The sequence below is a fragment of the Acidimicrobiales bacterium genome (assembly GCA_022452145.1).
Taxonomy (GTDB): Bacteria; Actinomycetota; Acidimicrobiia; order Acidimicrobiales; family MedAcidi-G1; genus UBA9410.
Map to the genome: position 1 here is coordinate 71,744 of JAKURY010000003.1, position 17,798 is coordinate 89,541.

Annotated in this window: 20 protein-coding genes and 1 pseudogene; 17 read left to right on the forward strand and 4 right to left on the reverse strand. The window is 68.9% G+C overall.

The window, feature by feature from the left end:
• Positions 1 to 76: 76 nt before the first annotated feature.
• The 4 genes from ftsE to MK177_01565 are packed head-to-tail and all read left to right on the forward strand — an operon-like array spanning position 77 to position 3,144.
• Positions 77 to 754, forward strand: a complete 678-nt coding sequence (gene ftsE / locus MK177_01550; protein MCH2425998.1) for a cell division ATP-binding protein FtsE — start codon at positions 77 to 79, stop codon at positions 752 to 754.
• 30 nt (positions 755 to 784) lie between these two features.
• Positions 785 to 1,681: an ABC transporter permease gene (locus tag MK177_01555; protein MCH2425999.1), complete on the forward strand. Its 897-nt coding sequence runs from the start codon at positions 785 to 787 to the stop codon at positions 1,679 to 1,681.
• Between the two features lie 3 nt (positions 1,682 to 1,684).
• Positions 1,685 to 2,068 carry a Rieske 2Fe-2S domain-containing protein gene (locus MK177_01560; protein MCH2426000.1) on the forward strand — a complete coding sequence of 128 codons (384 nt, stop codon included), beginning with the start codon at positions 1,685 to 1,687 and terminating at the stop codon, positions 2,066 to 2,068.
• Positions 2,065 to 3,144: a class I SAM-dependent methyltransferase gene (locus MK177_01565; protein MCH2426001.1), complete on the forward strand. Its 1,080-nt coding sequence runs from the start codon at positions 2,065 to 2,067 to the stop codon at positions 3,142 to 3,144. The genes MK177_01560 and MK177_01565 overlap by 4 nt, the downstream gene beginning before the upstream one ends.
• Positions 3,145 to 3,191: 47 nt before the next feature.
• On the opposite strand, the gene MK177_01570 is transcribed toward MK177_01565, so the two are convergent.
• Positions 3,192 to 4,949, reverse strand: a complete 1,758-nt coding sequence (locus tag MK177_01570) for a hypothetical protein (protein ID MCH2426002.1) — start codon at positions 4,947 to 4,949, stop codon at positions 3,192 to 3,194.
• Positions 4,950 to 5,063: 114 nt separating this feature from the next.
• Here MK177_01570 and MK177_01575 point away from each other — a divergent pair, with 114 nt between their 5' ends.
• The 3 genes from MK177_01575 to MK177_01585 are packed head-to-tail and all read left to right on the forward strand — an operon-like array spanning position 5,064 to position 8,683.
• Positions 5,064 to 6,353, forward strand: a complete 1,290-nt coding sequence (locus tag MK177_01575) for a hypothetical protein (protein MCH2426003.1) — start codon at positions 5,064 to 5,066, stop codon at positions 6,351 to 6,353.
• Between the two features lie 51 nt (positions 6,354 to 6,404).
• Entirely contained in the window at positions 6,405 to 7,136 is a 732-nt protein-coding gene (locus MK177_01580; GenBank protein MCH2426004.1) for an SOS response-associated peptidase, read from the forward strand.
• Positions 7,133 to 8,683 carry a DUF2079 domain-containing protein gene (locus MK177_01585; protein MCH2426005.1) on the forward strand — a complete coding sequence of 517 codons (1,551 nt, stop codon included), beginning with the start codon at positions 7,133 to 7,135 and terminating at the stop codon, positions 8,681 to 8,683. Before MK177_01580 ends, MK177_01585 begins: the two co-directional genes overlap by 4 nt.
• A 23-nt stretch (positions 8,684 to 8,706) precedes the next feature.
• On the opposite strand, the gene MK177_01590 is transcribed toward MK177_01585, so the two are convergent.
• A complete protein-coding gene (locus MK177_01590) occupies positions 8,707 to 9,126 on the reverse strand; it encodes an HIT family protein (protein MCH2426006.1) in 420 nt (139 codons plus the stop codon).
• 69 nt (positions 9,127 to 9,195) lie between these two features.
• Between MK177_01590 and MK177_01595 the strand changes: the two genes are divergently transcribed.
• The 9 genes and pseudogenes from MK177_01595 to MK177_01635 all read left to right on the forward strand — a co-directional run bounded on the left by MK177_01595 (position 9,196) and on the right by MK177_01635 (position 14,047).
• On the forward strand, positions 9,196 to 9,807 hold the full coding sequence (locus MK177_01595; protein MCH2426007.1) for a CDP-alcohol phosphatidyltransferase family protein: 612 nt from the start codon (positions 9,196 to 9,198) through the stop codon (positions 9,805 to 9,807).
• A gap of 60 nt (positions 9,808 to 9,867) precedes the next feature.
• A complete protein-coding gene (gene gcvH, locus MK177_01600; GenBank protein ID MCH2426008.1) occupies positions 9,868 to 10,248 on the forward strand; it encodes a glycine cleavage system protein GcvH in 381 nt (126 codons plus the stop codon).
• Positions 10,249 to 10,347: 99 nt separating this feature from the next.
• On the forward strand, positions 10,348 to 10,713 hold the full coding sequence (locus MK177_01605) for an FHA domain-containing protein (GenBank protein ID MCH2426009.1): 366 nt from the start codon (positions 10,348 to 10,350) through the stop codon (positions 10,711 to 10,713).
• Between the two features lie 54 nt (positions 10,714 to 10,767).
• A complete protein-coding gene (locus MK177_01610) occupies positions 10,768 to 11,448 on the forward strand; it encodes a MerR family transcriptional regulator (GenBank protein MCH2426010.1) in 681 nt (226 codons plus the stop codon).
• Entirely contained in the window at positions 11,448 to 12,026 is a 579-nt protein-coding gene (locus tag MK177_01615) for a hypoxanthine phosphoribosyltransferase (protein MCH2426011.1), read from the forward strand. The genes MK177_01610 and MK177_01615 overlap by 1 nt, the downstream gene beginning before the upstream one ends.
• A 41-nt stretch (positions 12,027 to 12,067) precedes the next feature.
• Positions 12,068 to 12,553, forward strand: coding sequence for a bifunctional nuclease family protein (locus tag MK177_01620; GenBank protein ID MCH2426012.1), 486 nt, complete (start codon positions 12,068 to 12,070; stop codon positions 12,551 to 12,553).
• Positions 12,554 to 12,724: 171 nt separating this feature from the next.
• Positions 12,725 to 13,207, forward strand: coding sequence for a MerR family transcriptional regulator (locus MK177_01625; GenBank protein ID MCH2426013.1), 483 nt, complete (start codon positions 12,725 to 12,727; stop codon positions 13,205 to 13,207).
• A 97-nt stretch (positions 13,208 to 13,304) separates the two neighbouring features.
• Positions 13,305 to 13,610 carry a hypothetical protein gene (locus MK177_01630; GenBank protein ID MCH2426014.1) on the forward strand — a complete coding sequence of 102 codons (306 nt, stop codon included), beginning with the start codon at positions 13,305 to 13,307 and terminating at the stop codon, positions 13,608 to 13,610.
• Between the two features lie 105 nt (positions 13,611 to 13,715).
• Positions 13,716 to 14,047: pseudogene (locus MK177_01635) on the forward strand (hypothetical protein).
• Positions 14,048 to 14,064: 17 nt separating this feature from the next.
• Here MK177_01635 and MK177_01640 read toward each other — a convergent pair.
• Positions 14,065 to 14,859, reverse strand: a complete 795-nt coding sequence (locus MK177_01640) for a class II aldolase/adducin family protein (GenBank protein ID MCH2426015.1) — start codon at positions 14,857 to 14,859, stop codon at positions 14,065 to 14,067.
• Between the two features lie 79 nt (positions 14,860 to 14,938).
• Positions 14,939 to 16,027 (reverse strand): chorismate synthase, encoded by a 1,089-nt coding sequence (gene aroC, locus MK177_01645; protein MCH2426016.1) that lies wholly within the window; start codon positions 16,025 to 16,027, stop codon positions 14,939 to 14,941.
• Positions 16,028 to 16,127: 100 nt separating this feature from the next.
• Between aroC and MK177_01650 the strand changes: the two genes are divergently transcribed.
• Positions 16,128 to 17,759 (forward strand): AMP-binding protein, encoded by a 1,632-nt coding sequence (locus MK177_01650; GenBank protein MCH2426017.1) that lies wholly within the window; start codon positions 16,128 to 16,130, stop codon positions 17,757 to 17,759.
• Positions 17,760 to 17,798 lie beyond the last annotated feature (39 nt).

Sequence of the window (17,798 nt, forward strand, 5' to 3'; positions counted from 1 at the left end):
GACGACCCTCTGGTACCGTGCGCGCCGTGCCGTCACGACCCGTTCTAAGCGAGGAGTCGCGGCCCGGGAGGCCCCGGTGATCAAGCTGGAAGGGGTCTCCAAGGTATTCAAGGGCGACGTGGTCGCCCTGAAGAACGCCACCGTCGAGATCCAGAGGGGCGAGTTCGTGTTCCTCGTCGGCCCGTCGGGGTCGGGGAAGTCGACCTTCATCCGGCTCCTCAACCGGGAGGAGGTGGCCGACGAGGGTCGGATCATGGTCGCAGGCAAGGACCTGGGCTCCCTGAGTTCCTGGAAGGTGCCGTACCTCCGGCGAAACATCGGCTACATCTTCCAGGACTACAAGCTTCTACCCAAGAAGACCGTCTACGAGAACGTGGCGTTCGGCCTCGAGGTGATCGGCCGCCCCCGTCAGGTCGTCCGTCAACAGGTCCCGGCGATCCTCGAGCTCGTGGGCCTCGCCCGGAAGGCCGAGCGGCTACCCGACGAGTTGTCCGGCGGAGAGATGCAGCGGGTCTCGATTGCCCGCGCCTTCGTGAACCGGCCGCTGATCCTGCTAGCCGACGAGCCCACCGGGAACCTGGACCCCGGGACCTCGGTCGGGATCATGCGCCTGCTGGACCGAATCAACCGCAGCGGCACCACCGTCGTCATGGCCACCCACGACCGGGGGGTCGTGGACACGATGCGTCGACGGGTCATCGAGTTGGACCGCGGGGTCATCAGGCGCGACGAGTCCCGCGGGGTCTACGAGTGAAGCCGGTCGAGCCGGGACGGACCACCTGACGTGCTCTACCGGCTCTGGTACTACGTCCGCGAGACGTTCGTCAGCCTCTGGCGCAACCTCAGCCTGACGCTGGCCGCCATCCTCACGGTGGCCATCTCGCTGTCCCTCGTCGGGGCCTCGCTGCTCATCCGCGAGGGTGCCGCACGGGCCACGGCGCAGTTCCAGGAGGGCGTGGAGTTCATCGTGTTCATGGTTTCGGACGCCTCGGCGGAGCAGGACGCCGCGATCCGCAACGTGCTCGACTCCAGCCCCGCCGTCTCCGGTTACACGTACGTGGACAAGCTTGCGGCCTACGAGGAGTTCCAACGGCTCTTTGCCGACAAGCCCGAGCTCATCGAGAGCGTCACGCCGGACGTCATGCCGCCCTCCTACCGGATCGTGCCGGCCAACCCGGACGCCGGGAACGTCGCCGAGATGGCCCGCCAGTTCGGGGAGCAACCGGGGGTCAAGGAGGTGGCGACCGCCACCGAGGCCATCCGCCAGATCGAGGACTTCTCCACGCGGGTCAGCCAGGCCCTGCTGGTGGCCGCCGTCGTGCTGGTGGGCGTGTCCACGCTGCTGATCCTGAACACGGTGTTCACCGCCATCGGGGCACGCCGCCAGGAGATCGAGGTGATGAAGTTGGTCGGTGCCACCAACTGGTTCATCCGGATCCCCTTCATGCTGGAGGGCACCATCCACGGCCTGACCGGTGCCGCGCTTGCCATTCCCGCCCTCTTCGTGGTGGACGCCCAGGTGCTGGCCTACTTCCAGGAATCGGATGCCGTCCCGTTGTTCCGTGGCTTCGCTGTGCCTGAGGGATTCGTCTGGGACACCAGCATCTGGCTGCTCGTCATCGGAGGACTAGTCGGCATGATCGGTTCAGCGGTGGCGGTGACCCGATTCACGGACGTCTGACCCGTGGCCGACCGGCCCTCCGGCGGTCCACCCGGTTCCGGTTGGATCCGCCTGGTCGACGATGAGCTTCCAGCCGGTGGCATCCTCGAGGTGTCCTTCGGCGACGAGGACCTGGTGGTGTGGCGTGGCGAATCTGGAGTCCCGTGCGTCTCCGAGGCCCGCTGCCCACACCAGTGGTCGCACCTGGCCCATCAGGGAGCCGTCGACGGCGACGAGCTCGTCTGCCTGACCCACTTCTGGCGGTTCGGCGCCGACGGTGCAGGCTGGAAGCAGAACGTCAACGGCCGGCGGGACCGCAAGGGTGACTTGGCGGTGCTGCCGTGCGTGGAACACGATGGCGCCATCTGGGTACGGGACCCGGATGAGGACGACTCCTCCGGGGCATGACGGAAGGGATAGTGACGGCGATGTCGATAGACCGTGACCTGCTGGGTAGGTACACGCTGACCACCTGGGGGTACAAGCAGGGCGAGATGGTGGGCCTCATGATCCACCTTGGTGTGCGCCTCGGCATCTACCGGGCGCTGGACGGCGCCGGACCAGTCACCTCCGTTGACCTGGCTGTGGCCACGGGACTCCACGAGCGGTGGCTGCGCGAGTGGCTCAGGAGCCAGGCGGCGGCCGAGCTGCTGGTCACCGGTGACGGAGAGACCTTCGAGCTGGAGCCGGAGGCGGCCCTGGTGCTGGCCCGCGAGGACCAGCCCAGCTATGCCGCCGGCGTGTTCGCCCGCCTGCGCGATCCGAGGGTGGCGGACGGGCTGTTGGAGGCGTTCCGGACCGGCCTGGGCCTGACCTACGACGACCAGGGCGAAGGGTCCGAGCAGCACACCGAGGCGATGCTGGCACCGATGGCGCGGGCCCTGCTCGTCCCGACGATAATCCCGCTGCTGGACGGCGTGGCCGGTCGCCTCACGGCCGGAGCCAGGGTCGTGGACGTCGGTTGCGGCACCGGACTGGCCCTCGAGTTGCTCGCCGAGGCCTTCCCCTCCTCCACCTACGAGGGCTACGACGTGTCCGAACGGGCGGTGGCAGCGGCCCGCGAGCGGTTCGCCGATGTCGGAAACGTGACTATCCACCTGGCTGGCGGCGAGGACCTCCCGGCCACCGGCGACGTCGACCTCGTGATGACGCTGGACTGCCTGCACGACATGCCTCGTCCGGACCGGGCGATGGCCGCGATCCGTTCTGCGATCGCCGACGACGGGACCTGGCTGGTCAAGGAGATCAGGTCGTCGGGGGAGTGGGGGAAGAACCTGCGTAACCCGATGCTGGCCCTGATGTACTCGACCTCGGTGACGACTTGCATGGCATCGGCCATGTCGACGCCGGACGGCATGGGCCTCGGCACGCTGGGGCTGGATCCGGTGACGTTGGAGGCAATGGTCACCGAAGCCGGCTTCCGGATCTTCACCCGGCACCAGGTGGACGATCCCACGAACCTCTACTACGAGGTCCGCCCCTGAGGCAGGGCCCTCCGCCGGTCGGTACCGCGACGCCAGCGGGGGTTCGGTCAGTCCAGTGGCAGGGGCTCCGAGATCGGCACCAGGCAACCCTCGGTGGCGCCGAAGCCAGAGCCGTGCACGCACGGGTACTCGTAGCGCTTGACCTGGGTGGTCAGGTGCCCGTCATAGCTGGTGGCGGGGCGCATGTCGGGTACGTCCACCGAGCCCAGGGCGGCCAGCGCCACCTGGAATCCAAGTCGGGTCGGGTCGGGTCCCGCGTCGTGCAGGGCCCGGGCGATGGCCCTGACCAGGCTGCAGGCCTCGGTCACCGTCCGGTAGACGTCGTCGGTCCTGTCGTCGGCGTTGGCCGGCGGTCGTCCACCCGTCTGGGCGTACGAGCGGTTGCACATCTCGTCGAAGGGCCGCGTCTCGAACCCATCGAGCCGGTGGCTGCCCGTAGCCGAGGCGTCGATTAGCCACGCTCCGTCGTAGTACCCACCGGCCGGAGAGCCGCCGAACTCGGCAACCTGGGATGACACCGCGTCGAGGCCCTGGCCGTCCAGCCCGGACTGGATGAAGGTGGGTCGCGGCATTCCCTGATCCAGCATCTCGAGGATCAGCCACGGCATGGAGGTCCGGTTCAGGAGTGGGAACACGACGTCCACGCCGCGCCCGGCCATGGCTGCCACCGCCGTGTCCAGGCCCACCCGGCAGGTCGTGGTGCCCTCACATCCCAGCAGGTGGATGGTGGGCTCGTGACCGAGGTCCTCCAGGGCACCGACGAGTACGTCGGCGACGTCGTCGGAGCGCTGGGGCGCATCGGGTAGGACCAGCCCGACCGTGGCGTCGGTCAGCAGGCCAGCCTCTTCGGCCATGCGGACCGCCGCCTCCAGGCCGATCCGATCACCCGGCTCCAGGGCGAACAGGAGGCCGCCGGCCCGGCGTTCGTCCCGGTCGGAGGTGCCCCGGACGGTCAGGAAGGACGTCAGACCCGACACCGTGAGGCACTGGGCGGCGGTCCCCGGGATGGCCTCCACGCTCAGGACGGCCAGTGCCTCATGGATCTCGAGGGACTCCAGGCATGCCGCCTCCCGGCGCGTGTCTATGTCGTGGCCGCCGCCACCGAGTGCCGACACCTCGACCGTACGGAGGTCCAGTCGTCGACCGTGGATCCCGCCGCACTCCTCGTTCACCAGGCCGACGAAGGCCCGGAGTATGTCGTCGACGTCGCCCACAGGCGCCGAGAAGCCGATCTTCTCCAACTCAGCGAGGAGGGTGTGGAGGTGCACGAGGGTGACGGAATCGGCGGTGATGCCAGGCTGGGTGGCAACCGGCGCTGTGTCTGGAACGGGTGTCGGGAGACAGAAGGCGTCGAGGGCCTGGAAGGGGTGGGTTCGGTCGAAGGTGGACTGAAACTGCTCGTAGGCCTCGCCGCGCGGGTCGGCGTAGTGGCCGTCAGTGATAGTTCCGTCGGGGATGGCGCTGCCGTCTTCACCGGTACCTCCGTCGGCTTCATCGGCACCTCCGTCCTCGACACGCTTCGCGACGGTCGACGCCGTCACCGCCGACGCCGCCTCTGACAACTGCTCGTCCGCTTCACCGATATCACCAACGGTGCCAACTCCTTCTCCACTGGCACCGCCACCGGTGCCGTCGTCGACACGGTTGGCTATGGACGTCGCCGCTTCCGAAGGCTGAGCGTCTGTTGCGACGGTCGGCCCTGTCTGGTCCTGGGTGGTGTCTGCGTCGAGGGTGCAGGCGCCGGCGGCCAGGAGGAGGGTTAAGGCCACGGAGAGCGCGGGGGCGAGGTGTCGGGGTCGGAGCATGGGGAGGGATCGGTCTTCGACGGTTCGATCGGCCGGTGGACAGTATGCGGCACATCGTGTGCTTCCGGCGCGGGTGCCGGGAGTGGAAGCGTCAGGTTGCGTAACCTCGGCGACGTGCCGGCGCCCGACGAACCCATCGACGATGACGTGGCCACCGACCGTGGGGACGAGGTCGAGCCGGCTACCGCCCCCGAACGCAGGTTGGCGGAACCGGGAACGGAGGTCTCCGACGACCTCAGGGACCGCCGCACGGGCTTCTTCCGCGAGAGCGATTCGACAACCTCTCCGGTTGCCGGCCTCCCGGCACAGACCGGGGGTCGATGGAGCGAGCTGGAGGCCGACCGGCAGATCCGGGCCTTCCTGGTCGCCCTGTCGGGGGACCGGAAGTTGGTCCACCGCAGCGAGCCGGTCGAGCTCCTGCGCGAGAACGACCTGCTGCTGCTCTTCGGACCCGAGGAGGAGGAGGCCTTCGCCACCCTGGCCCTGCGGTTTCCGGAGGAGACGGTCACCCGCTGGGCCACGCTGCTGAGCGGTGGAGATCGCAGCGAGGCCTTCGGGCCCCGTTCCCGCTCTGAGCGGCGGGACGAGGCCGTCATCGTCCGCTCGTTGCACGTAGGTCTCAGGAACCGGGTGTTGGGAGCTGTGCTGTTCGTTCTGCTCATCGTCGGTGTGGTGGCCGTGGCTCGAGGCCTGTTGGCCCCCGATTCGGTCGACCGGTCGGATCGGGCCCTCCGCTTCTCGTCGACGGTCACCGCCTCGGAGGCCGATGGCCCCGCCGGCGCCATCCCCGGGGGAGCGCCGGTAGCGGAACCGGCGCTGGTGGGTACCGCCGACCGCGTGGTGGCGGTGCTGCGGGGGGACGGAGATCCTGCCGACCGGATCCGCCTCGAGGTCCCCGCGGCGGAACTTCCGATCCCGGTCGGGGCGTTGGCGGGAACCGTCTTCGAGCATGGGGGTGGCCAAGTGGCGCTCCTGGGTCCAGCTGACTGGTGGGCCGGGGCATGTGTCCGGGTCGTCGTGGCCACCGAACTCCTCCGTCCGCTGGACGTCGTGATCCACGAGGCGACCGACGGGGCGTGTCCACCGGATCTGGTCGGCAGGACGGCCCGTGTCACATGCATCGGTCGGCGGGTGCTGATCCTGGCGGTGGACATTCCGCAGGGCGAGGTGCCGCTGATCGAAGGGGGCACAGGCTGGGCCGAGACGATCCGGTTCGGGCTAGAGACCGCAACTGGGACGGCGTCTCGCTGGGAGACCCTGGCCGTGAGGGGATCGATCGCCGTGGCGGATGCCGGGGCCTCGGTGGCCGTGCCCACGTTCGGCGGTGCATCCGGCGACGTCGTCACCGTGGACATGGGAGTGTGGGGGAGCGGATCGTCCCTGGGGGACTGCATCCTGACCTGATCGCACGGGCCCGCGGCCGAGCCGGGACGACACGGCCGGTACGGTGAGGGCATGTGCGGTCGGGTGGTGACGACATCGTCGCCCGAGGAACTCAGCGAGTACGTGGGTGCGGACGCCATCGTCGATGTCCTGGACGGTCCGGACCACAACGTGCCACCGTCCGGCAGGCTGCCGTTCGTGTGGGTCGACGTGGCCGAGGGTCCGACCCGGATGCTCGGAACGGCCCGCTGGGGCTTGGTCCCCCGATGGGCGAAGGATCCGACGATCGGCGATCGGCTGTTCAACGCACGGGCCGAGACGGTGGCCGAGAAGCCCTCCTTCCGGGCCGCCTTTCGGAAGCAGAGGTGCCTGATCCCCGTGGACGGCTTCTACGAGTGGGGGCCGGGTCCGGGCGGATCCCCGAAGCAGCCCTGGTTCGTGCACCGGGTGGACGGGGCACCACTGACCATGGCTGGCCTCTGGGAGGGGAGGGTGGGGGACGACGGAGCGTTGCTCCGCACGTGTACCGTGATCACCGTGCCGGCCAACGCCGACCTGGCTCCCGTCCACCATCGGATGCCGGCGCTGCTGCCGCCGGGCGACTGGGCCGACTGGCTGGATCCGACGACCCCGGACCGCTGCAGGATTGAGGCCCTCCTGGCATCGGCACCCGAGGGGCTGCTGGAGCGCCATCCGGTCGACCGCCGGGTGAACGACGCCCGGCGAAAGGGCGAAGACCTGATCCAGGCGGTTCACGGGGGTAGGGACTCCGGCCCCCACGAGGACTGGAAGGCCCTTTGGTGAAGGCCGTTCCCACCCTCGAGCGCACCGCCCAGTCGTTGGAGCGGACCGGCGAGACCGTGGTGACAAAGGTGGTCTCGATCAGGCGCCGCCTCGACATCGTCATGCTCCGCTGGCAGGCCCGCATGGACTCCCGGGCCTGGGATCGCAGCCTGCCGTGGCTCACTGCCGTGGTCCTGGCGACCATCCTGTCACTGCTGGCCCTGGCCCGGAGCCACGACCTGGGCATCGGCTACCAGGTGGGCCACTACCTCCAGGCGACGGACCTCATGGATCGGGGCTTCGAACCGGTGGTCAGCGACCTGGGGTACAACCTGTTCGCCGACCAGGGTGCCTGGGCCTTCTGGCCGATGGCCTGGGCCCTGAGGGCGTTCCCGGTTGCAGGGACCCTCCTGGTTGTCCAGTCGGTGGCCCTGGCGTTGGGGGTGGTGCCGATCTGGCGGATCGCCCGAGGCCCGGCCAACCTGCGCATCGGAGCAGCTGCGGCCCTGATGACGGCATACGCACTGCATCCGTCGATCCACAACCTGAACCTCGCCGGATTCCATCCGGAGGCCATGGCGATACCCGCTCTGATGGCCGCCTACCTCGCTGCCCAGAAGGACCGGTGGCGGCTGGTGGCTGTGCTGGTCCTGCTGGTGGTCAGCACCCGGTCCGACCTGGGCCTCGCCGTGGTGGCCCTCGGGCTGCTCATGGTCGGTGAGGACAACCGGACCGCCGGATGGTCGCTCGCCACCTTCGGCCTGACCTGGTTCCTGGTCATGTCGTTCGTGGTGCAGCCCGTGGTCGGCGATGGTGGCTATCCGCACCTCGACGCCTTCGCCCGCTACGGGACCGGTGTGGTCGGAATCGTCCTCGGCATGCTCAGCGACCCGCTTGGCCTGATCGGCGACCTGTTTGGTCGGGACGGCTTCGACAAGGTGCTCCTGATGCTGGCGCCGGTGCTGTTCCTGCCCCTGGTGAGGCCCCGCTACCTGGTGCCCGTGCTGCCCCTCCTGGCGTTGTACCTGATCGCAGACGTGCCCGATGCCGGCTTCGGCAACCCACAGCAGGACGTGCCCGCCCTGGCCTTCGTGTTCATCGCCGCCACCTATGCACTGATGCGGATCGGGACCCCCGGGGTGAGTCGGATCCTGGTGGACCGCCGGGTGCTGACCGTCCTGGTCCTCACCGCAGTGGTGTTCTTCGTTCGGGACGCCGCCTCGTCGCCCTACGAGGAGCCGTGGGAGTGGGGTCGGCGCTCGCCTGTCGACGTGGCCAGGGTGTCGGCGTCCATCCTGATCGGAGACGACGCGAGGGTTATCGTTCCCGCCGAGGTCTACCCGTTGGTGGCCGACCGTGACGATGCCCAGGTGCTGCGTGCAACGCAGGGCTTCCTGCCCGACCTGGACTGGCCGGAACGGTTCGATGCCGTGGTGGTGGACGTGGAGTCCATGGGCTGGACGGCTTCGGAGGCACGCATGTTCGAGAGCCGGCTGATCCTGATGGAGTTCCGCAAGCGCCTGGACCGCGACGGCGTACGACTCTGGGTGAGGCGGCCGGGCGCCTGACGGTCGACACGGCCGGCTGGTGGTCAGGTCACCTCGGGGTGGCCGGCGGCCAGGAGCACGGCCCGGAGTTCCTCGGCCACCGCGTCCAGGTCGCCAGGATCGGCGTCGTCGTCAGCCTGGCCGAAGTCGAGGTGGCCCATGTGGTCGATCGGCACCACGTGGAGGTGCGTGTGGGGGACCTCGAATCCGGCGATGATGAGGCCGATGCGCTCCGGGGCGAAGGCGGCCATCTGGGCGCGGCCGATGGCGTGGGCCACGCGGGTGCAGTGCGTGGCGACCTCAGGGGGGAGGTCGGTCCAGCGGTCCACCTCGACGATCGGGATTACCAGGATGTGGCCCCTGTTCAACGGGCGGATGTCGAGCATGGCGATGCAGGTCGGGTCGCTCCAGATGATCCGGCCGGGAATCTCGCCGGCGATGATGCGGGTGAAAATCGAGGCCATGGGAGCTCCTAGTGGAATCGTTCCGTGGCCGGCTGGGGCACGACCGGGACGGATCGTAGGCTGCGCCCGATGGGATCGGATACAGGGGCTGGCTCGGCCTCGTCCAGGACCGGGTGGGACGGCGTGTGGACGCTGCCGAATCTGATCACCCTGACGCGACTGGGATGCATTCCATGGTTCCTGTGGGTCCTGTTCGACGCCGGGAACCGGACCGATGCTGCGCTGCTCCTCGGCGCACTCGGCGCGACCGACTGGGTGGACGGCTGGATCGCCCGGCGATTCGACCAGGTCTCCGAGGTGGGAAAGTTGCTGGATCCGACCGCCGACAGGCTCCTCCTGGTGGTGGCGCTCGTGGCGATGGTGGTGGACGGTTCGATCCCCACCTGGTTCGCGGCGTTGGTGCTCGTCCGCGAGGTGCTCATCGGCCTGGTCGCCCTGGTCCTGCTGGCCCTGGGAGCGCGTCGGATAGACGTGACCTGGTGGGGGAAGACCGGCACGTTCGCCCTGCTGTGGGCCGTGCCGTGCTTCCTGGCGGGGGAGTCCACTGCCTTCGCCCACGAGGCCTTTGCCGTGGCTGCCTGGGTGTTCGGCCTGCCCGGGCTCGTGATTTCCTGGGTGGCAGCCTGGTCGTACGTCCCGGAAGCGCGCGTTGCGCTGCGGCAGGGACGATCCGGGCGGTGACCGGAGAGGACGCCGGTTCATTGTGCCACCGGATCGGGTCGGTCCAAGTAGGTTCGGGCCATGAACGTTCCGGCTGACCTCCTCTACTCGGCGGACCACGAGTGGGTCCGAGATCGAGGTGACGGCCGGATCCGCATCGGGATCACCGACTACGCGCAGGACGCCCTGGGTGACGTGGTCTTCGTGGAGGTGCCGGTCGTCGGCTTCTCGATCGCAGCCGGATCGGTGTTCGGCGAAGTCGAGTCGACGAAGTCGGTGTCCGAGCTGTTCGCCCCGGTGGACGGCGAGGTGGTGGCCGTCAACGAGGACCTGGAGACGGCCCCGGAAAAGGTGAACGAGGATCCGTACGGAGACGGTTGGATCTGCGAGATGGACACCGATGGCTCGGTGACCGGCGACCTCCTCGACGCGGCTGCCTACCAGGCCATGATCGGGGGGTGAGCGTTGACCGTCCAATGTCCGGACTGCGGTCGCCCGGAGCAGGCTGACGCCCGCTTCTGCGGGTCCTGTGGAGCGAGGCTCCGGTCGTCTGTCGATGAGGTGACCGATGCCTTCGACTCGGTGGAGGAGATACCGCACGAGGAGGATCGGGACCTGTTCCCGGCGGAATGTGGGCTGTTCGTGGTGGAGTCGGGCCCGAAGGCCGGGTCTCGCTACGGGCTGGAGGCAGCGGTGACCACCATTGGTCGCCACGGTGGAGCCGACATCCTCCTGGACGACGTGACCGTTTCTCGGTGGCACGTGGAGGTAGAGCGGATCGGCGACCGTTACGTCGTGCGGGACGTCGGATCGCTGAACGGCACCTACCTGAACCGGCGCCGTATCGAGACCTGCGAGCTGGGAGACGGCGACGAGTTGCAGATCGGGCGCTTCAAGCTGATGTTCTTCCACGGCACCGGGGACTGAGGGAAGGTGGCTGCTGGCGACGCGGACCCCGGGGGTCTTGCGACGAGCGGATCCATGAGCATCGGTGAGGTCCTGACCCGGCTGGAGGCGGAGTTCCCCGACGTGACGGTCTCCAAGATCCGCTACCTGGAGTCACGCGGGCTGCTGGAGCCGGAACGCTCCCCGGCGGGCTACAGGCGGTTCTCCGTCGACGACGTCGCCCGCCTCACATGGATCCTGCGCCAGCAGCGTGAGCACTTCCTGCCGCTGAAGGTGATCCGGTCCATCCTCCTGGACGGGGTTGACGTGACGGCCGTTGAACTGCCGGAGCCGTCCCGGGTGCAGCCGTTTCGGGAGCGCGCCCGGTCGGGCGACCTGGGTTCCGTGAGCGTCAGCCTGGACGAGTTGGCCACTACGACCGGCCTCGACGTCGAGGCCGTGGTCGAGTTGGAGAGGCTGGGACTGCTCGAGGGCCGCGAAGCCGGCCGGACGGTGGTCTACGACGGCGACGCCCTACTGGTGGCCAGGGTCGCGGCCCGTTTCGTGGAGCACGGCTTCGACGTCCGCCACCTACGCATGTACCTGGTGGCCGCCCAACGCGAGGCGGGAATCCTGGAGCAGGTCCTGCAACCGCTGCAGCGCAAGGGCGACGGCCGATCCCGGAGCGAGGCCCGACACCTGCTCGACGAGCTGGCCGATGCGGGCGCAGCGCTTCACGACCTGCTGCTACGCCGGTCGCTCGGCCCCTTTGCCTGATGGTCGTGCCGAAGCCGTACAGGGACGCGTCGGCCATAGCCGACCGGGTGGCCGGTCTGGCCACCGAGCTGGACGAGGTGCTGGAACCCGGAGCGGTCATGGTGGGGGTGCTGAAGGGCTGCCTGCCGTTCATGGCGGACCTGGTCCGACTGCTGGCCACACCGGTCGTGGTCGACTTCCTCGCCCTCAGTGCGTTCGCCCCCGACAGCGGCAGGGTACGCCTGACCAGCGACCTGTCGGTCGACGTGGAGGGTCGACAGGTGGTCCTGGTCGAGGGCGTGGTCGACACGGGCTTTCGCCTGGACTACCTGCGACGGCATGTCAGCGACCACGGGCCGGTCGAACTGCGCGTCTGCACCCTCTTCGACCGTGCGGACCGCCGGGTCCTCCCAGTGGCCATCGACCACACCGGCTTCGTCACCGACGCCTCCTACCTGGTGGGGTTCGGCCTGGACCATCGGGGAGACTTCCGCAACCTCCCCGGCGTGGTCGAGGTGGACCTGGCCGACCTGGATCGGGCGGATCCGGCGTTCATGGAGGACGTCCGGAGGGCTGGGCGGTCTGGGGCTCGGCACTAGGGTTTCGGCGTGCGCCATCATCCCAGCATCCGGGGTAGCCGATGATCGAGATGGAGATCGTGGGGGTCCAGGAGGTCCTGCCGTCCAGCGTGCCGGTGGTCCTCCTCCGTGAGGCGGATGGTGAGCGCCTGCTGCCGATCTTCATAGGGATGCCGGAGGCGACGGCCATCGGCCTGGCGCTGGCCGGGCAGGATCCACCGCGGCCGATGACCCACGACCTGATGGCCACCCTGCTGGCCACCTTCTCGGCCACCCTCGAACGTGTGGTGGTCACAGAACTCCGCGACCGGACCTTTTTCGCCGAGATGTATCTGCGTGGCCCGGCCGGCGTCGAGGTGGTGTCGGCTCGCCCCTCGGATGCGATCGCCCTGGCGGTGCGGACGGGCACATCGGTCTTCGCCGCCGAGGACGTGGTCGACCAAGCGGGCTACCTGCCCCCTCCGACCGACGAGCCGGTGCCCGAGGCCCAGGTGGAGGAGTTCCGGGCGTTCCTGGACTCGGTGGAGCCGGAGGACTTCGAGGGTTGAGCCTTCGGATCGCGCTCAGCGTGTTTGCCTGACCACTCGGGGCGCGAAATCCTTGACCAGGGGTGCGCCGGCCCGTACGCTGAGGGTCGAAGTAACAGGGCTGTAGTTCCACTCCTGTGGTGCTGGGTCCATGCTCCGGGACCACCGGATCCGAGACGAGGGAGACGTCCCATGGCCACCGAAGCATCCGACCAGGGATATCCGGGCAAGCGGGCCGCCGAGATCACCGGGATCACCTACCGTCAGCTCGACTACTGGGACCGGACGGATCTCGTGAGGCCGTCACTGGCCCGTGCCACCGGAAGCGGCAGCAGACGCCGCTACTCCTACCGGGACCTGCTCGAGCTGCGGGCCGTGAAGTCCCTACTGGACGCCGGAATCCGCCTGGAGCTGGTGCGAGAGGTGTTCACATACCTCACGCAGCACCTGGATGAGGACGTGACCAGGGTCAACCTGGTCATCAGCGGCTCGTCGGTGATGGTGCGCACCGGCGAGGAGGAGATCGTGGACCTGATCCGCCACGGGCAGGGCGTGCTCAACATCCTCCCCCTGTCCGGGGTCAGGGACCAGGTGGACGCCAGGATCGTGGAGTTGTACCCGGAGGGCCGGAAGGCCACCGAGACTGTCCCGACGGCCAGGGCCGTCGAGAAGTAGCCGTCGGATCGGCCCCATCGACGCCATGGAACGGTCGGGTGGCGGAGAGGTGACAGACCTGCGACCACGCCGTCCCGATCCGTCGCCCGATCGGCCCGTGTTCTCGCACGAGTCCGAGCACCGGATCGCCGACCTCCTGGACTTCTACGACATCGCCTGGGAGTACGAGCCCCGCACGTTCGTGCTGGAGTCCGACCCCGATGGCAGCCCCCGCGTCGCCTTCACCCCGGACTTCTACCTCCCGGACCACGACCTGTACCTCGAGGTCACGACGCTGCGCCAGTCCCTGGTGACCCGCAAGAACCGCAAGGTGCGACTGCTGCGCGAGCGACACCCGGGAGTGCGGGTCCGGATTCTCTACCGGCGGGACCTGGATCGCCTGCTGGTCACCCACGCTGCCTGACCGCCGTTACCTTCGGCTCCATGGCTGATGGGCCCTCCTCACATCCTCGCTGGACCCGGTCCACCGAACCCTGGGTGACCGCATGGTGCCGTTTGGTGGCTGGACATGTCGGTCAGATATCCGGGAGGCACCCTGGCGGAGCACGCGGCGTGTCGTGGGACCTCCGCCCTGTTCGACGTGAGCCACCTAGGGAGCCTCGAGCTCGGGGGTCAGAGGCGCTCGGCGTGCCCCAGGCCGCTTTCAGCAACGACCTGCGGCGGCTCGCCCCAGGACGGGCCCAGTACACCCACCTGTTGGACGACGCCGACGGTTCGGTGGTCGACAACATCATCGTCTGGTGGCTAGCCGAGGAACGGTTCTGGGTCCTGCCGAACGCATCCAACAACGAGGCCGTGGTTGCCGCCACCGTGGTGGCTCTGCCCTTCGTCAGGGGCTGACCCCGACCTTCCGGAGGTCAGTCCAGCAGGTCGGGCTGGTCCCGCAGGACCTGGTCGAACATGGGCTGGGCGCTGAACCAGCTGGCGAAGTCGCCAGCAATCTGGCGGTGGGTCATCGCAGCGGTCTCGTCGTCCATGAGCACCGGCTCACCGGCGGCCTCGGCCAGCAACTGGGCCTGGCAGGACCGCTCCATGGTGACGAAGAGCCATGTGGCGGCATCCACGCTGGCGCCGACGGTGAGGAGGCCGTGGTTCCGCAGGATCGCGGCACTCCTGTCGCCCAGGGCGTAGGCGACCCGCTTCCCTTCCTCGGGATCGTTGACCACGCCCGTGTAGTCGTCGAACAGCACGTGGTCGCCGTAGAAGATGCAACTGTCCTGGGTGATCGGATCCAGTAACCGTCCCAACGACGACCAGGCCTTGCCGTACAGGGAGTGGGAGTGGGCGGCGGCGATCACGTCGGGTCGGGCCATGTGGAGCCCGGAGTGGATTGCGAAGGCGGCCTGGTTGACGGCGTATTCGCCGTGGACGATCTCACCGGTGTGGCTGACCAGCAAGAGGTCGGAGGCCCGGATGTGGCTGAACGGGGTCCCGAAGGGGTTCACCCAGAAGCAGTCGGTGTGCTCGGGGTCGCGCACCGTGATGTGGCCGGCCACCCCCTCGCTGAACCCGAAGCGTCCGAAGATCCGGAAGGCGGCGGCCAGGCGTTCCTTGCGGTGTCGTCGTTCGGACTCGAGGTCGTCGAAGGTCGGGATGTCGTACGGAATGGGCTTGTCGGAGCGGATCGCCGGGTTGTTCTCTGGTTGAGTCACTTGTGCCTCCGGATTACCGGTGCGTCGATGGGGGCAGTGTAGGGGGCGGCAACGGGCCGGGCCGAGGTGGAGGTCGCCCTCAGCGGTCGAGGACGTCGACGGCCTGCTGGCGCAACCAGTGATCTGCCAGGGTCACGAGCGCCATGGCCTCCACCATGGGCACGGCACGCGGCAGGACGCACGGATCGTGGCGGCCCCTCGCCTCCAGGACCACCGCCTCGTTCTCAGTGGTCACGGTGTCCTGGGCCGACGAGACGGTGGCGGTGGGCTTGAAGGCCACCCGGAAGTGGACGTCGGCGCCGTTGGAGATGCCTCCCTGGACGCCACCGGAGCGGTTCGAGGTGGTGCGGGGGCCGTTGGGGCCGGGTACGAACGGATCGTTGTGCTCCCTGCCGGTCATGGCGACGGCATCGAAGCCACTGCCGACGTCGAAGCCCTTGGCGGCGGGCAGCGAGAGCATCCCCTTGGCCAGGTCGGCCTCCAGGCGGTCGAATACCGGGACGCCCAGTCCCGCCGGCATGCCGCGTGCAACACAGGTCACGATCCCACCCAGGGAGTCGCCGTCCCTGCGGGCCGCCTCGATGGCCGTCGTCATGGCCGCGGCGGCGACCGGGTCGGGACACCGGGTGGGGTCAGCCTCCACGTCGCCGGGCGTCACGGCGTCGGGAGCCACGTCGGCGGTGATGTTGTGCACGCGCGACACCCAGGCCAGGACCTGGATCCCGGCGACCTCGGTCAGGAGCCGGCGGGCTATGGCGCCGGCGGCCACCCGACCGATGGTCTCCCGGGCGCTGGAGCGTCCGCCACCCCGCCAGTCCCTGTGTCCGTACTTTGCCTCGTAGGTGAAGTCTGCGTGGGAGGGCCGGTAGAGGTCGCGCAGGTGGTCGTAGGCGCCCGGACGGGCGTCGTCGTTGCGGACCAGTACGGCGATGGGTCCGCCGGTCGTCAGGCCCTCGAAGACACCGGACAGGATCTCTGCCCTGTCGGCTTCGTCGCGCTGCGTGGTGAGGCGGCTCTGACCCGGGCGACGGCGGTCCAGGTCGGCCTGCAGGTCGTCGGCGGTGAGGGGAAGGCGCGGTGGACAGCCGTCCACCACGACGCCGATCCCCGCGCCGTGGCTCTCGCCCCACGTGGTGAGGCGGAAGGTCTGTCCGAAGGTGTTGCCCACGTCGGTCGAGCATAGGGCTGCTCCGGGTCCCGACCCGTGGAGGTTCCTCCCGGGAAGCCGATGGGAGGCACAGCCGGCGGGATCGGTACCATCGCCGCCCGTGGGCGGCATCGACGGGCTACTCAACCTGGCCACCGCATGGGAAGCGGTTTCCGACGAGGTCGGCGACCGTCCGGCGATCTCGGCGGCCGGCAGGCGCCTGTCGTGGTCCGAGTTCGACGACCGGGCGGCTCGCCTGGCGACGACGATGGTCGCGCACGGCCTGGGTCCTGGTTCCAAGGTGGCGCTGTACCTGTACAACGGGCACGAGTACCCCGAGGCCCAGTACGCGGCCTTCAAGGTCCGGGGTGTCCCGGCCAACGTGAACTACCGCTATACGGGCGACGAGCTGGCATACATCCTGGACAACTCGGACGCCGAGGCGGTCTTCTTCGACCACACCCTGGCCGACCAGGTGGCGGCGGTCCGGGAGCGGTGTCCGGCACTGCGCCTCGCCGTACAGGTGGGTGGCGACCAGTTGCCCGACTGGGCGGTCGGCCACGAGGTGGCCGCGTCGGCCGACCCCATGCCACGTATCGGGCGTTCGGGGTCAGACCTCTGGTTCCTCTACACAGGTGGGACGACCGGAATGCCCAAGGCCGTCATGTGGGACCACACCAACCTCCTCGGGACCATGGAGGCCACCTTCAGGCCCTTCGGCGTGCCGGTGCCGTCCACTCCCGCCGAGGTGGCGGCGACGGCCCGACGCATCGCCGATGCCGGATCGGAGATCCGGCAACTCTGCGCCGCTCCGTTGATGCACGGCACCTCCGGGCTACCCGGCCTGGCCACGCTCAGCCACGGTGGGATGCTCTCCACCCTGGAGTCCCGTACGTTCGACGCCGACGAACTGTGGCGGATCGTTGAGGCCGACCGGATCACGATGGTCACCATGGTCGGGGACGCCTTCGGACGGCCGATGGTGGAGTCGCTGGACCGGGCCGCAGCCGAGGGTCGGCTGCCCGACCTCTCCTCGCTGCGGCTGCTCCTCTCCTCCGGCGTGATGTTCAGCGCTGCCACGAAGGAGGCGATGCTGGACCACCATGCGTGCACCATCGTCGACTCGCTGGGGTCCAGTGAGGGAATCGGCATGGCCAAGCAGGTCATTTCCCGTGGGCGTAGGGATACGACGACGGCCCGGTTCGCCCTCGGGGAACACACGCGGGTCCTCACCGAGGAGGGCTGCGACGTGGAGCCCGGTTCCGGCGAGCGGGGCAGGATCGCCTTGGGCTGGCCGTTGCCCCTCGGCTATTTCAAGGATCCCGCCAGGACCGAGGAGTCGTTCCCGATGGTGGACGGTCGAAGGTGGTCGGTTCCCGGGGACTGGGCCACCGTCGACGCGGAAGGGACCATCACCCTGCTGGGTCGGGGATCGGCGTGCATCAACACCGGCGGGGAGAAGGTGTTCCCCGAGGAGGTCGAGGAGGCCCTCAAGGAATTGGAGGCGGTGGCCGACTGCAACGTGGTGGGTCTCGACGACGATCGGTGGGGACAGGCGGTCACAGCGGTGGTGCAACTGGCGGCGCCGGGAGCTGCCGATGCCGACGAGCTTCGTGCCGGTGTGAGGGAACGTCTCGCCGGCTACAAGGTGCCGAAGCGGATAGTCCTGGTGGAGCATCTGGTGCGCAGCCCGAGCGGCAAGTCCGACTATCGCTGGGCGCGGTCGGTCGTCGAGGCCTCACTGTCCGAGTGACCGGCCTCCGGCCGATGACAGGACGGTCGGTCGGGTGGT